Source organism: Ligilactobacillus murinus, from assembly GCF_003288115.1.
GTDB classification, from domain to species: domain Bacteria; phylum Bacillota; class Bacilli; order Lactobacillales; family Lactobacillaceae; genus Ligilactobacillus; species Ligilactobacillus murinus.
The window spans coordinates 699,340-715,179 of record NZ_CP023565.1 but is presented as its reverse complement, the minus strand read 5'-3'; the positions used below and the strand labels follow the sequence as shown (position 1 = coordinate 715,179).

Genomic DNA, 15,840 nt, shown 5'->3' with positions numbered 1-15,840 from the left:
ATTTTCACTTATAATGGAATTATTCCCCTTAGAGAGTTCAAAAAGTTTTAACATTACTATCATAATATAGTATAATTATTTATATAAGGATAAGATATTTGGCATTTGAATTAATGAAGGATAATGCTACGGGAAAGGATATACTTATATGAAGACACAACAAGAAAACATCTTTTCATCAAAGACGTTGACCTATTTCTTGCAATTAGCTGAAACGATGAGTTATACCCAAGCAGCTCAGATCTTGGGGATCACACAACCGGCATTGACTCAACAAATAAAGAAATTAGAGCGAACAGTCGGAGCACCACTATTTTATTCAGTTGGTAAAAAGTTACACCTTTCTGATGCAGGCTACACTATGTTAGATGCAACTCACCAGATCTATGAAACATTAAATAAAGCAGCTGATGAGATCCAACAATCAACAAGTGCGACTCAAGGGACGATCAACATTGGGATCTTAGCTTCGATCGAGGATCAAGTCTTCACGGATTTTGCGATCAAGTATTACGAAAAAAATAATGGTATCAAACTTTCCACACATATGTTGACGCGTAAGGAGATTTGGGAGCGCTTAGAAAATAATACGATCGATTTAGCGGTAATGTATCTTCCAGATGAAAGTATCAAAAACTGGAAACCATACGAAACTAAAAAGATCATCACCGAAGACTTGATCTTCTTGCACAACAACGAACGCTTAGAAAAGCGTAAGCGCGTGCGGTTCAAGGACACTTTGAACAATAAATGGGTGACATATCCACCACAATACTACTTAAATGATACGATCAGAGAAGCTTATAAGAATGCAATGGTCGATCATCCTAATAGTGTAGCTCACTTTGCAACACCGGAACAACTTTTTGAATTTGCTAAACGAACTGGTAGTTATACTGCACTACCAATGTCGTTTGTGACGGCTAAAAATCATGGTGAGATGGGGATGGCGTTATTTGAACCAGAGATCAAGTTCGATTTGGCCTTTGTCTTTAGACGTGGTAAAGATCAGATCCCACGTATCAATAGTTTTTTGAAAACTTTTGACAGCTATCTAGCTAAAAAAGATTACGTTTCACGTCTCAAAGAAAGCTTATAAGTCAGCAGTCTCACATAAATGGGCCCATCACGCTGCAATAAGTATCGTGGTGGGCTCTTTTTGTAGTGTCAAACCCAATGTTTGAAAGTCAAATAAAAGACTTATGTCACAGCTTCTTATTGTTATTTAAGTTTAGCTAGTTGTGTGGTAGAATTATTAAAGTTAGGAATACTTTAGATGGGAGATATTTTTGATGAAAGAATTAGTTTTCGGACATAAAAATCCAGATACAGATGCGATCGTAGCTGCTAAAGCTTACGCCTTTTTACAAAACGCTTTGGGCAATGAAGTCGAAGCTGTGGCTTTGGGGACACCAAACGAAGAAACAAAATTTGTTTTAGAACATTTTGAAGAACCAGCACCACGTGTGATCGAAAAGGCAACACCTGAAGTTGAAGCTGTAATGTTGGTCGATCACAACGAAGAACAACAAAGTGTCGCTGATATTGCTGATGTGACAGTCACACACGTTGTCGATCATCACCGGATCGCTAACTTTGCGACAGCTGCACCTTTGTACTATCACGCTGAGCCAGTTGGCTGTACAAGTACGATCATTTACGGTGAATTCGTGCAAAATAACGTTGAGATCCCAGCTAAATTGGCTGGTTTGATGTTATCTGCTATTGTTTCTGATACTTTACTATTCAAATCACCAACAACCACAGCTAAAGATGAAGCCGCTGCAAAAGCTTTAGCCAAGATCGCTAATGTAGATCTTGAAGCTTATGGCCTTGAAATGCTTAAAGCCGGTACAAACTTGGCAAGTAAGACAGAAGAAGAATTGATCACAGCTGATGCAAAATCATTTGATATGGGTGGTAAGACAGTCCGGGTCGATCAAGTAAACACAGTCGATCTTGATGAAGTTTTCGCACGTGAAGCTGCTTTACGTGCAGCCATCGAAAAACAATCAGCCACTGAAGGTTACGATCTATTCTTGTTGATGGTAACTAACATCTTAGACTCCAATACACGTCTTTTAGTTGTTGGCGAACCTAAGGAAATGGTCGAAAAGGCTTTTGAAAAAGAATTGGTGGCTGACAAAGTTGATCTACCGGGTGTTGTTTCCCGTAAAAAACAGATCGTCCCACAATTAGAAGCAGCTTTTAACGCTTAAAAGTTGATCTGATCAAGTATAGTGCATGCGTTCATTTAAGGACGTGTGCGCTTTTTATTTTTCAGGAGGGAAAATAAATCGGGATTTACTAAAAATAAGCTATTTTTTAAGGGAATTCGCCTATTTTAAATAAGTACATCATTATAAATGCTTTTAATTGCTGATAATTAAAGGTATAATAATTATAGATAATTAGTTAAGAGGTGCGCTTGATGAGTCAAGAAAAGAGAATTGAATTGATCAAACAATTATTAGAAGAAAGGCAGGAATTGTCGACTAAAGATATCATGCAGGAATTTGGGATCTCACAAGATACTGCGCGACGTGATATCGTGTTGTTAGCTAAACGTGGTGAAGTTAGACGTACACATGGTGGGATCTTGCCATTAGATTTTGGGCGTAGCGTACCAAACTTTCAAAGCCGTTTAGCCCGTTTCACTAAACAAAAAACGCAGATCGCCTTAGCAGCTGCGACCTATTTTAAACCGCATCATGTTTATTTTGTCGATTCGTCGACGATCTTATTGAAGACTTGTCAAAATATCAATATGCCTCTAACGATCGTGACTCATTCTTTAGATAATTGTATGGCTTTAGCTGAGCATAATAAGGTACGGGTCAAGGTTTTGAGTGGGACTTTGAATCATGAAAACCGTTATTTCTATTCAAATTTAGCGATCGAAGAATTACAAAATGTCGTATTTGATACAGCTTTTATTGCTGCATCCGGGATCGATGAAAATGGTGCTTATTTACTTGATCAAGATGATGCTCAGATCGTTGGAATGGCGGTCAAACGGGCACGTAAAGTCATTTTGGTAGCCGAACATCAAAAGTTTGTCAATAAATCCTATTACCGTATTTGCCCTTTGGATAAGATCTCGTTATTTATCACCGACCAAGCACCGACACCAGAACAACGTGCGATGTTTGCTCCTGAAACTAAGATAATCGTGACAAAAGAAGCCTAGCAAAAAGAAGCCTGCTAGCTTCTTTTTTATAGATATAGTAAACTTTTAGTTTCGTTAAAGTTGACAAAGGAATTTGAAACTCGTATGCTTATGATATTGATAGTAGAGAGGATGAGTGAATTTGAAGAATAAATTATATTACATATCTTTAGCTAGCATCATGCTCGCTTTACTGATCGTTTGTTCACAATTAACGATCCCCTTGCCCATGATACCGTTGACGCTTCAGACATTGGCTGTTGGCTTATTAGCCTCGATCTTACCGCTAAGATATAGTTTACAGACCATTTTAGTGTATCTATTATTGGGGTTTATCGGTTTACCGGTCTTTGCTAATTTTAAAGGGGGACTAGGCGTCTTATTTAGTAATACTGGAGGCTATTTATTGGGCTTTTTAGTTTATGTTATGATTGTTGGCTCAATGGTCGCTAAAAAGCAAACATTTAACTGGTTATTACTGGCTAACAGCTTAGGAGCCCTAATGCAGTTATTATGTGGTTCACTGTGGTTACTTGTGATCAGCGATATCAACTTGGAGAATGCTCTATTGATCGGAACAGTTCCTTTTCTTCTTCCAGGAGCAATTAAGGTCATTTTAGTATGCATATGCGCACAGATCTATTATCGCGAATTTACCAAACGAAGTGCTAAGATATAACAATGCCAAAATGCAGTCATATGGGCTGCATTTTTTATTTGCTGAAAATTCTTTGGAAATTTTAATCTATCTGCTATATAATGGAGTAAATTTAAAAAAGTGAGGTACTGTTTTTATGCAAGCTAGATTTAACCATAAGATCGAAGCTATTGCTGTATCAGACATTCGGCAATTCGATATGGAAGTCAGTCAGATCGAGGGGATCATTAAGTTAACATTAGGGGAACCGGATTTTAATACACCGGAGCATGTAAAACAAGCTGCGATCGCGGCGATCAATGCAGATCAGTCACACTATACACCTAATTCGGGGATCATGGAGTTGCGACGGGCTGCCGCTAAGTACTATAAGGAAAAATATGCTCTAGATCATACTCCAGAACAGATCATTACGACGGTGGGAGCAACTGAAGCGATCGCAGCGAGTTTGCAAACGATCTTAAATCCAGGAGATACAGTCTTAATGCCAACACCAGTCTTTCCGATCTATGCTCCAATCAGTCAGCTAAATGGAGCTGATGTATTACAAGTTGATACGAGCGCTGATGGTTTTATTTTAACACCTGAAAAATTACGTGCTACTTTAGAAGCAAATAAAGATAAAAATATCAAAGCAGTCGTGTTAGTCTACCCAAGTAATCCAACCGGGGCAACATATACAAAAGAACAACTAGTTGCTTTGGCTAAAGTGATCGCTGAATATGATATTTGGGCTTTATGTGATGAAGTCTATGCTGAGTTGACTTATGAAGGACAACATGTTTCCTTAGCAAGCTTCTTACCCGAAAATACGATCGTGATCAGCGGTCTATCTAAATCACATGCGATGACTGGCTGGCGGTTAGGCTTTATTTTAGGGCCCAAAGATTTCAGTGAACAAGTTGTCAAAGCACATCAATATATGGTAACAGCACCAACGACAAATGTTCAATTTGCTGCTTTAGAAGCATTGACTAAAGGAAAAGATGATGCCTTGAGCATGCGTAAGGAATATCAAGCTAGACGTGATTTTATGCGCCAAGCTTTAACAGATGCTGGCTTTGAAGTAGTCAAACCAGATGGTGCCTTTTATTTATTTGCTAAGATCCCCGCTAAATGCGGGCATGACTCATGGAAGTTTGTTCGTGAGTTAGCCAAAAAAGCTAAAGTTGCTTTGATCCCAGGTGTTTCATTTGGTCAAGGCGGCGAAGGGTATGTGCGTTTAAGTTATGCCGCTTCTATGGACGACCTCCGCCAAGCAAGTGAACGCATCAAAAAATTTACTGATAATTATTAAGACTACTCCTCACTGTCAAAAAGTGTTAGAATATTTAATTGTGAATAATGCAGTAGAGATGAGGAATAGTGATGACGGAAAACAAGGCTTTAGCTCCGATCGGAGTATTTGATTCAGGTCTCGGCGGCATCAGTGTCTTACGTGAGATCTATAAGCTCATGCCAAATGAGCGCTATTATTTCTTTGGGGATTCGAAAAATGCCCCTTATGGTACCAAAAGTGTAGCCAAAGTCAAAGCTTTGAGTGAAGCGATCGTAGAGGATTTTATCCAACAAAAAAAAGTCAAAGCGATCGTGATCGCTTGTAATACTGCGACAAGTGCTGCGGCCACATATTTACGTCAAAAGTACCCAGAAATTCCGATCGTCGGACTGGAACCAGCTGTTAAACCAGCTATTTTGCATCAAACCGATTCTAAAGTCTTAGTGATGGCGACTCCATTGACTTTAAAGGAAGAAAAATTCAATCATTTGATGGAACGTTTTGCTGATCAAGGTGAGATCATCAAGCTACCAGCACCTAAGTTAGTTGAGTTTGTCGAAAAAGGCGAATTAGATTCAGCAGAATTATATGCATATTTAGAAGATATATTAGCACCGTATAAAGGAAACGTTGATTCGGTCGTTTTGGGATGCACGCATTTTCCATTTGTTAAAAAAGCGATCCAAGATGTTGTTGGAAAAGATGTCGCTGTTTTTGACGGAGGTGCAGGAGCAGCACGTGAGTTGAAGCATTTATTGACGCAAAAGCAATTACTTTCACCCAACCAAGCAGTTGGTGAGATAACTTTTGAAAATAGTAATGCCACACCAGGTGAGCTCGAGTTGAGCCAAAAATTGATGAACTTGGCTGATTAACACAGTCACTTTGAGCTGAGAAGATCTCTCAGCTCTTTTCTTTGGAACTTTTTAGATAGTGAGGATAACAATGACAAAACAACAAAAACTTTGGACGCTACTGACGATCTTGTCGACTTTTCTTTGGGGCGTGTCGGGCTTATTTGCTAAATTCATTTTTGAGCTCGAGCCTAACTTGACTCCACTTTTATTGAGTCAGATCCGGATGCTTGGTGGGGGGCTAGTATTATTAGCCTTGGCCAGTTATAAAAAGGAAGCTCCCTTAGCGCTTTGGAAAAATAAGCAAAGTGCAAAAACGGCGATCGCTTATGGGCTAGGCGGAATAATTCCAGTCCAATTTTGTTATTTCATGGCGATCAAATTAGGTGATGCTTCGATCGCAACGATCTTACAATTTGTTGGACCATTTTTCATTATTTTGTATCTAGCTGTCTTTCAAAAACAACGACCACGCCGGATCGAAGTGATCAGTGCGTTGGTGGCATTTTTAGGTGTAGCTTTGCTTGCAACGCATGGTGATCTGACTCAATTAGCGATCACACCGGCTGTTTTGATCTGGGGCTTACTTTCAGCAGTTGGCGGGGCAGCTAATACTTTGATCCCTCGTAGCTTATTACAACATTATTCTTCAACGGCGGTGACCGGTTGGGGCTTGTTGATCGCGGGGATCGGTTTGACCGTGATCCATCCCAGCTTTGAATCATTTTCTGTGACATTTGAATTAGTATTATTAGTTTTAGCTGTTGTCGTTTTAGGGACGATCATTCCGTTTCAACTCTTTACTAATGCTTTGAAATATATCCGCCCCACCACAGCTAGTATGCTAGATGCCTTTGAGCCAATAGCAGCAACGATCGGTTCGATCATCTTTTTTGGGCTACAACTCAGTGGAGCAGATCTGTTAGGCTCATTTTTGGTCATTATTGCTGTCTTAGCCTTGAATTGGCGTCCAAGAAAAAAGAAATTTACCAATAATGTCTAAGTGAAGCGATACTCGTCATAAATATTGGCGAGTATTTTTTAGCTATATTTTTAAAACGTTTCCATAAGTTATAGCTAAAACTTAGGAAAAATGATAGTATATTATTATTGGAATTAGTTCGTATACTGAGATTTACTATTTAACTGGAGTGACCGGTTCGGAAAGTTAAAAATGTGCGAAGAGTTGCTCACAGTTCGTTAGATGGAGGTCTCAAGTTTAGGAAGGGAAAAACTATATTTCTTTCGCAAGTATAATTAATAAAGATTATGTTGTTACACATTTTATATAGCTGAAAAAGTCAATGTTAGAAAAAATTCGGGTCAGGCGTCGTTCAAATGAAGTGATCAGTATTGGCGATGTTGTTAACTATCGCAAAGCCACATTTGTTGTAATAAATATTTTAAGTATTAAAGTTGTTCCACGTGCTACAGGTGAATTTATCTATTATGACTGTTTATGTCAACAGCTCCAAACGCCAGATCTGTCGGCTGAATATACGACGACTCAAGCCGAGATCATGTATCAACCGCACGAATTTCGTGAAGTCTCTGAAGTTGGGGAATTTATCTATGATGAAAGTACCGGGATCTGGGTCCAGATCGATGCCATTTTGAATGTACGCTTTGAAGATAAAAATATGTATGTTAAATATGAATTCGCACCGGTAGTCGAGTGGTCAAAGAAAGAGATGCAAACGGCAGTAGTCAAGCAACGACGTAAATGTATGAAATTATTGAAACCAAAGACTAACAATTTGGTAAATGATTAAGATAGGGATGGTTTGATGGCTAAAATAGCGATAATTTCGGATATCCATGGTAATTTGACAGCGTTAGAGGCTGTTATTGCTGATATCAAAGCTAAAGCAGTTGATGAGGTCTGGGTCTTAGGTGATATTTTGATGCCGGGACCGGGGGGAAAACAGATCTTAGAATTACTCCATTCATTACAGCCAACAGTATTTATCCGGGGCAATTGGGATGATCTGTTGTTACACGGGTCAGCTGGTAAGATCGAATTGACCAAACCTAGTCATGTGTATTTTTCTAAATTGGCAATGGCTTGTGGTCAAGATCTAGGGCAAGCTGAATTAGAATTTTTAGCTAAAAATCCGATCCAACAAACACTTAGACGTGGTCCATTGACGATCAGTGTCTCACATAATTTGCCAGATCTAAATTATGGTCAAAAGTTATATCCTACGCGCCCACAAACAGACTTTGATGCCGTTTTAGCGGGGATCTCGGCTGATCTAGCAGTCTATGCGCATGTGCACCATCAACTGATGCGTTATACGACTGCAGAACAGATCGTGTTAAATCCTGGGTCAGTCGGTGAACCATTTTGTGATTGGAAAAAGTTCCAAGCGGATCTTAGAGCACAGTATGCTTTGCTAGAGATCGATGACGCTGGGATCGGCGGGATAGCTTTTTGTAAAGTCGCCTATGATCACCAAAAAGAATTGGAATTAGCTAAAAAAGCTGATATTGCATACCTTGAGCTTTATGAAAAACTTTTGACGACCGGTAAAGTCTATACGCATGATCAAGAATTATTAGCCCAGTATAATGAAAAGTATGGTTATGAACAAGAAGTGCGCGCTTATCAAAATAAAATGCGATAAATAAAAAGTTACTTTAACTTTAGTAAAAATAAACGATCCCCAGCTTAAAATAAGCTGGGGATCTAACAACTAACAGGAGGAAATTTTATGGATCTACAAACTAGCCAAGCTACACAATTAGCTGAGATCGATTATTTAGAACGCTTTATCAATTTTATCGATGCATCACCTAATACGATCCGTACTTATAAAACCTCATTAAAACAATGGTTTAATTACACCAAACAACAACAGATCACAAAGCCGACTCCGCAAGATGTCAAAAACTATCGTGAATCTTTGCTAGCAATGGGGTTACGACCAACGACCGTTCAAAATTATCTAATGGCGGTCAAACAATTTTTCAAATGGACCGAAGAAATGGGACTTTACCGTGATATTGCTAAAAATGTCAAGGGTTTAAAGCTAGGGACGGAACATAAAAAAGATTACTTGACTTCTAAGCAAGCGGCGGCAGTTTTGGAAAATATCGATCGCAGTACACTCAAAGGTAAACGTGATTATGCAATGTTAGCTTTGATGTTGACGATGGCCTTGCGAACGATCGAGGTCAGACGTGCCAATATTGAAGATATGCGTGTCAGTAGTGATGTGGTCGTTTTATATGTTCAAGGTAAAGGACATATTGAAAAAGACGCGCCGATCAGAATGCCCGACCAAGTTGAGACCGCGATCCGTGAATACTTGCGTGCTCGCAAAGAATTCAATAGTCAAGCACCGTTATTTGCTTCGACTTCCAACAATAATTTAGGCAAACGGCTTTCGACACGAAGCATTCGTGGGATCGTCAAAAAATGTTTTATTGCAGCCGGCTACAATAGTCCACGTTTGACTGCTCACAGCACACGCCATACCAGTGCAACGCTCAACTTATTGAATGGAGCAACTTTAGAAGAGACACAACAGCTTTTACGGCATACAAACATTCAGACGACTGAGATCTATGCCCATCATTTGAACAGTTTAAATAACAAGAGTAGTGATCGGATCAGTGATGCGATCTTTAAGTAGACGTTGGTTTGAAAGCCAACGTTTTTTTATTGGAAATAATTCGAAAAACTGATATTGTACATCCCTAGCAGCAACATTGTTATGAAGTACAATACTTTTCTAATTGAAATTATAATTAGTATATTTTAATCATAAAAGTATTATTACTTTTCGTCTTAATGTGCTATAGTAACTGTAATTTAAAACATATAGATCTGTTGTATTTTAAAACTTGGTAAAATTAATTAAAAAATTATATTTTTTATTAGTAGATAATAGATCGTTTTGACACTAAGCCAGATGAAAGTTTCAATAACGGTAATACTGGTATTAGATATTTTCAAAGTTTACTGAGGGGGGATAACTATGAATTTAAAAAGGGGGACAAATGCTAAATTGATCGGTGTTTTACGAAAAAAGAAACATGTACGTTATTTGCTATGTGCTAAGTTTGTCAATCGCATCGGAAGTGCACTATACAACTTGGCTTTATTGACTTTAGCTGCTAAACAAACATATAGTACTTTAGCGATATCATTAGTAAAATTGGGGGAAAATTTACCTGGCTTGCTTGATCCTGTCTTAGCTTACATGACTGATCGAGAAACTAAACGCCTCAAAAAAGCTGCTTTACTTAATATAGCCCAAATTTTGCTTTATTTTATGCTTGCTTTTTTGTTGCTTAAATACCAGATGCCACTAGCTTTATTTGTATTTATCTTATTAGCAAATGTATTGTCAGATCTACTCGATAGCTATATGGGTAAGATGTTTACTCCGTTTTCAAAAACTTGGATCGACCAAAGTGAACGTCGCGAAATTTCTTCACTGGATATTGTTTTATTCAGTTTAAGTATAATTATCGGTCAGCTTGTTGGTGCACAATGGTTAGTCATATATCCCAATAATTTTTGGGGACTAGCACTTTTGAATGCTGTAACCTTTGCTTTGAGCTTGTTTTTTCTAAAAAAGATCAAATTCGATGATACAGTAAAAACGGTAATGTCAGCAAAAAATCATTTCTCAGTTACTGATTTTTTGCAAAAGATGAGACTAGCGTATTCGCATATGCAACAAAAACATGTTCTGCAGACTATGTGGTTACTTACGTTTGTCAAAGTGATAGCCCTGGGATATGGATTGCTACTAAACGTTGCCATGGTTTCGACTAGTAACTTACGCTTTGGAAGTTATTCGCAAACTTTAGTCGTTTTACAACTCACTTCTTTTATCGGACTAATTTTAGGTTCATTTTTACGATTTAATTGGTTAGAAAAATTGAGTTATGGGCAACTTATTATGTTGGCTAATGGAGCGCTTGTATTTGCTATAGGCAGTTGCTTTCTTGGATTACCATTAGGATATACGCTGTTTTTTAAATTGATCGGTGTCATTCTTAGTGGATACATGACACCTAAATATTATACTGATCTGCTCCAGGTCATTGATGAAGAACAGCTAACTCGTGTTGATAGTCTTATCAATTTCGTTTTATTGATATCATCCCCACTAGGTATCTTACTGACAACGATCTGTCTGCAACTTTTTAGTTTAAAAACTTCGTGGCTACTTGAGCTTGGTGCAGCGCTCCTTTTTATAATAGTCGGAGAGATCGTGATCTATCGAAATAAGCGTCGCTATGGTTAGGGTATTAGGATCTTAAAAAAAGGATAAAATAGATTTAATAGAGGCTTTGACATGTTCTCTAGATGAACATAGAACTTGATCTAACTATCGCTTTGACGCTAGATCAGATGAAAGTTTCAATAATAGAAATGCAAGTATTCAATATTTTCAGGGGTTATTGGGGGGATAACTATGAATTTAAAAAGGGTGACAAATGCTAAATTGATCGTTGTTTTACGAAAAAAGAAACATGTGCGTTATTTGATATGTGCCAAGTTTGTCAATCGTATCGGAAGTGCACTATACAACTTGGCTTTATTGACCTTAGCTGCTAAACAAACATATAGTACTTTAGCGATCGCGCTTGTTAAATTATTTGAAAATTTGCCTGGTTTTTTTGATCCAATATTAGCATATCTGACCGACCGCGAAACACGAAGGCTTAAGAAAGCAGCTTGGCTTAACTTGTTTCAAGTCTTGATCTATTTTGTGATCGCTTTTTTGATGCTGCGTGTACAAATGCCACTAGCTTTATTTGTGCTGATCCTTTTTTCTAATGTGGCATCTGATAGTATTGATGGCTATATCAGCAATATGTTTGCTCCATTTTCGAAGACTTGGATCGATCACAGTGAACGGCGTGCGATCTCTTCTTTAGATATTGTTTTATTTAGTTTGAGCTTAGTTCTTGGTCAATTCTTAGGAGCAGCATGGCTAACTTTATTTCCTGGTCAGTTTTTTTCGCTTTCGTTGTTGAATGCCTTAACTTTTGCCCTAGGATTATTTTTTATTCGAAAGATCAAGTTCGATGATACGGTAAAAACTTTAAGAACAGTCAAAGAACATTTTTCGATCAAAGATTTTTTTAAAAAGATGAAACTTGCATATACGCATATGCAAGAGCGACATTTGCTAAAAATAGTTTGGCTGTTAGCGGAAAGTAAGATGATTTATGCTAGCTATCTGTTATTGCTAAACGTAGCCATGGCCTCAAATAATGAGCTACGCTTTGGTAGTTATGCGCAAACCTTGGCTATTTGGCAATTCATTTCATTTATCGGTCTGATTTTAGGGTCCTTTTTGCGGATCAGTTGGCTAGAAAAAATAAAGTATGACCAAATTATCATATTGATCAACATAACGAGTTTCTTAGCTATGATCAGCTGTTTTTTTGAACTCTCGCTAGTCAATGTTTTAGTCTTAAAGCTGATCGGTACGCTTTTGAGTGGCTATATGGCCCCTAGATATTATACAGATCTCATTCAACAGATCGACGAAGAACACTTGACGCGGGTCGAAAGTCTCAATAATTTTATCTTGTTACTCGCTGCGCCATTTGGTACCTTACAAGCAACGATCTGCTTACAACTTTTTGGTTTAAGGCTGACCTGGTTACTTGAATTGGGGATTTTGGTGAGCTTTATGATAGGTAGAGAAATTGTGATATATCGCTCCAAAGATAAATAATTGGGTTTTCTGATGATTTCTTTGGTCTTGCATTTAAAGCCGTATATTAGCTTTAAATCTTCATTTCTTAATTATTGGTTCTTTTTTAAGGTGAAAAGTTAAGTTATGAGCAATTAATGATGCTGCAATTTCTATCCCTCATCTTGGCTACACTAAATTGTGTTTATCGCGGACCGCTATTGACCGTCTTGCTCATCATATTAATTGCAACCATCATCATTAGTTCAAAAAATTGGTGAAGAACATTTGACCAGGGCCGAGAGTTTGATGGGGTTCATCTTTATGTTGGGCGACACAAGTGGCTCGTTACTTGCCACCGCAACCTTGCAACTCTTTAGTTTAAAAAATTCATGATTACTCGAACTGGGGATGCTAGTGGTCTTTATGACGATTGGGGAATTTATGATCTATAAAAATAAACGTCAATAATAGTTAGTGTGCTTAGCGGCAGCCAGCTGAGCACACTTTTTTATACCTAAAATCCAACTTCCGCAAATTAACATTAGCGGAAGTTGAAAGTTTTTTTAGCCAAAAGTATCCCCATTTTGCTAATATTTGTGTATAATATAGAATATATGTTCGGTAAAAGATATCGTTTGATATTTTGCGCTAAGATTGATAATCTATTAAGTAGAACGTGAACGCTGCGTTTAAATGCGTTTCTCAGCGTTGTATAAAGGAGTGAATTTAATGGCACGAACCGAGACGATCGAGCTCACCAATATGTGTTTATTACGCAACGGCGAACAAGTGCTAGTTGAAAACCGCCGTAAAAAGGAATGGCCGGGGATCACTTTTCCAGGCGGACATGTTGAGTCGGGTGAATCATTTCACCAAGCAATGATCCGGGAATTTTTTGAAGAAACGGGTCTGACTTTATTAGACCCCAAGCTTTGTGGGATCAAGCAATTCTTTGTCAATGAGACCCGCTACATAGTTTTGCTTTATCGCGCAACCAAATTTTCAGGTGACCTTAGATCATCAAGTGAAGGTGAGATCTTCTGGTTACCTGAACGTGATCTACTAAAGCAAGACCTAGCAAAGACTTTTGCTGAAATGTACAAAGTTTTTGCTGATGACACTTTATCTGAGATCTACCAAGTTCAAGATAACATTAATTTATATTGATAGTTATCCTTTGGATGCGGTAAGATAGATAACGTGACTTTTAAATTTGATAAAGGAAATGAATGTATGAGTAAAGTAAAATACGGTGATGACTCCATTCAAGTCTTAAAGGGCTTAGAAGCAGTTAGAAAACGGCCGGGGATGTATATTGGTTCCACTGATGGTCGCGGATTGCATCACTTAGTTTATGAAATTGTCGATAATGCAGTTGATGAAGCCTTATCTGGTTATGGTAAAGAGATCGATGTTACGATCCATCCCGATGATTCGATCACAGTCGTTGATTACGGGCGCGGGATGCCAGTTGGGATGCATGCCATGGGGATCCCAACGGTCGAAGTTATTTTCACAGTGTTACATGCTGGGGGAAAATTTGGTCAAGGTGACTATAAAACATCGGGTGGTCTTCACGGTGTTGGGGCTTCCGTTGTAAACGCACTATCTTCTAGCTTGACTGTCAATACAGTTCGTGATGGTGTTGAGTACGAAGAAGATTTTGAAAATGGCGGTCAACCAGTCGGAACTCTCAAAAAATTAGGCAAAACAAAGAAAAACAGTGGAACTACAGTCACTTTTAAGCCTGATCCGGAGATCTTTTCAACAACAAAATTCAATTATGATACTTTAGCAGAACGGCTACGTGAATCGGCCTTCTTATTAAAAGGTGTCAAGATCGTTTTGACTGATGAACGAACAGATACTCAAGATGTCTTCTTATTTGAAGACGGGATCAAAGAGTTTGTTTCCTATTTAAATGAAGACAAAGATACATTAGGCGATGTGATGTATTTTGAAGGGCAAAAAGATGGTGTCGAAGTTGAAGTGGCTGGTCAATACAATGATGGTTACTCAGAAAATATCATGTCATTTGTTAATAATGTCCGTACTAAAGATGGTGGAACACATGAAGCAGGGATGAAAGCGGCTTGGACTAAAGCGTTCAATGAATACGCGCGTAAAGTTGGCCTTTTAAAAGGCAAAGATAAAAATCTTGAAGGTAGCGATGTTCGTGAAGGCCTTTCAGCCATCGTTTCTGTCCGCATTCCTGAAGAATTATTGCAATTTGAAGGACAAACAAAGGGTAAGTTGGGGACTCCTGAAGCTCGGACGATCGTTGATAACATTGTCAATGAGCAATTAAACTACTATTTGCTGGAAAATGGCGATTTCGCTAAAGATCTTGTTAAAAAATCTATCAAAGCTAGAGAGGCTCGGGAAGCTGCTCGTAAAGCGCGAGATGAAAGTCGAAATGGCAAAAAACGGCATAAAAAAGATCGATTACTTTCAGGTAAATTGACTCCTGCGCAATCACGTAACGCTAAACGCAATGAATTGTTCCTTGTCGAAGGTGATTCAGCTGGTGGATCTGCTAAACAAGGGCGTGACCGTAAATTCCAAGCGATCCTACCGTTACGTGGGAAAGTTTTAAATACACAAAAGGCTAAGTTGCAAGATATCTTGAAAAATGAAGAGATCAACACGATGATCTATACGATCGGTGCAGGTGTTGGTGCTGAATTTGAGCTTGAAGATGCCAACTATGACAAGATCATCATCATGACCGATGCCGATACTGACGGTGCCCACATCCAGACGCTATTATTGACTTTCTTCTATAAATACATGCGTCCAATGATCAATGCAGGACGAGTATATATCGCTTTACCTCCATTATATAAGCTCCAAAAAAGTGTTAATAAAAAACTTCAAGTACGTTACGCTTGGACTGACGAGGAATTGGAAAAACAAGCTAAAGCGATCGGTAAGGGTTATACCTTACAACGCTTCAAAGGTCTCGGTGAAATGAATGCTGATCAACTTTGGGAAACAACGATGGATCCAAAAACAAGAACTTTGGTCAGAGTCAAGATCGATGATGATGCCCTAGCTGAAAAGCGGGTCACGACCTTGATGGGTGATAAAGTCGAGCCACGACGCAAATGGATCGAGAAAAATGTCCAGTTCACCTTAGAAGAAGATGGAAGCTTATTAGATACGACTTTAGCTAATAAAGCTCATGAAACAGAAGATAAAGCATAGTT

Annotated in this window: 14 protein-coding genes; all 14 read left to right on the top strand. The window is 38.4% G+C overall.

What is annotated here, in order from left to right; all coding sequences use genetic code 11:
• Nucleotides 1–148 precede the first annotated feature (148 nt).
• On the top strand, nucleotides 149–1,099 hold the full coding sequence (locus CPS94_RS03540) for a LysR family transcriptional regulator (RefSeq protein WP_112195052.1): 951 nt from the start codon (nucleotides 149–151) through the stop codon (nucleotides 1,097–1,099).
• A 193-nt stretch (nucleotides 1,100–1,292) separates the two neighbouring features.
• A complete protein-coding gene (locus CPS94_RS03535; RefSeq protein WP_112195054.1) occupies nucleotides 1,293–2,219 on the top strand; it encodes a manganese-dependent inorganic pyrophosphatase in 927 nt (308 codons plus the stop codon).
• A gap of 212 nt (nucleotides 2,220–2,431) precedes the next feature.
• Nucleotides 2,432–3,190: a DeoR/GlpR family DNA-binding transcription regulator gene (locus CPS94_RS03530; protein WP_004047718.1), complete on the top strand. Its 759-nt coding sequence runs from the start codon at nucleotides 2,432–2,434 to the stop codon at nucleotides 3,188–3,190.
• A 121-nt stretch (nucleotides 3,191–3,311) separates the two neighbouring features.
• Complete coding sequence (locus CPS94_RS03525) at nucleotides 3,312–3,848, top strand: biotin transporter BioY (RefSeq protein ID WP_112195056.1); 537 nt, start codon at nucleotides 3,312–3,314, stop codon at nucleotides 3,846–3,848.
• Between the two features lie 115 nt (nucleotides 3,849–3,963).
• The gene (locus CPS94_RS03520) at nucleotides 3,964–5,124 is read left to right on the top strand and encodes a pyridoxal phosphate-dependent aminotransferase (protein WP_089135173.1); all 1,161 of its coding nucleotides are present in this window, start codon (nucleotides 3,964–3,966) and stop codon (nucleotides 5,122–5,124) included.
• Between the two features lie 71 nt (nucleotides 5,125–5,195).
• Entirely contained in the window at nucleotides 5,196–5,981 is a 786-nt protein-coding gene (gene murI, locus CPS94_RS03515) for a glutamate racemase (protein WP_112195058.1), read from the top strand.
• A gap of 70 nt (nucleotides 5,982–6,051) precedes the next feature.
• A complete protein-coding gene (locus CPS94_RS03510) occupies nucleotides 6,052–6,963 on the top strand; it encodes a DMT family transporter (RefSeq protein ID WP_112195060.1) in 912 nt (303 codons plus the stop codon).
• Nucleotides 6,964–7,264: 301 nt separating this feature from the next.
• Complete coding sequence (locus CPS94_RS03505) at nucleotides 7,265–7,732, top strand: hypothetical protein (RefSeq protein WP_112195063.1); 468 nt, start codon at nucleotides 7,265–7,267, stop codon at nucleotides 7,730–7,732.
• A gap of 15 nt (nucleotides 7,733–7,747) precedes the next feature.
• Nucleotides 7,748–8,587, top strand: a complete 840-nt coding sequence (locus CPS94_RS03500) for a metallophosphoesterase family protein (RefSeq protein WP_112195065.1) — start codon at nucleotides 7,748–7,750, stop codon at nucleotides 8,585–8,587.
• An 87-nt stretch (nucleotides 8,588–8,674) separates the two neighbouring features.
• Nucleotides 8,675–9,598, top strand: a complete 924-nt coding sequence (locus tag CPS94_RS03495; protein ID WP_112195067.1) for a tyrosine-type recombinase/integrase — start codon at nucleotides 8,675–8,677, stop codon at nucleotides 9,596–9,598.
• A 345-nt stretch (nucleotides 9,599–9,943) separates the two neighbouring features.
• Nucleotides 9,944–11,224: an MFS transporter gene (locus tag CPS94_RS03490; RefSeq protein WP_112195069.1), complete on the top strand. Its 1,281-nt coding sequence runs from the start codon at nucleotides 9,944–9,946 to the stop codon at nucleotides 11,222–11,224.
• Nucleotides 11,225–11,395: 171 nt separating this feature from the next.
• On the top strand, nucleotides 11,396–12,670 hold the full coding sequence (locus CPS94_RS03485; RefSeq protein WP_238145380.1) for an MFS transporter: 1,275 nt from the start codon (nucleotides 11,396–11,398) through the stop codon (nucleotides 12,668–12,670).
• Between the two features lie 690 nt (nucleotides 12,671–13,360).
• A complete protein-coding gene (locus CPS94_RS03480) occupies nucleotides 13,361–13,798 on the top strand; it encodes an 8-oxo-dGTP diphosphatase (RefSeq protein WP_112195071.1) in 438 nt (145 codons plus the stop codon).
• A gap of 66 nt (nucleotides 13,799–13,864) precedes the next feature.
• Entirely contained in the window at nucleotides 13,865–15,838 is a 1,974-nt protein-coding gene (parE, locus tag CPS94_RS03475) for a DNA topoisomerase IV subunit B (RefSeq protein WP_112195073.1), read from the top strand.
• The last annotated feature ends 2 nt before the right edge of the window (nucleotides 15,839–15,840 follow it).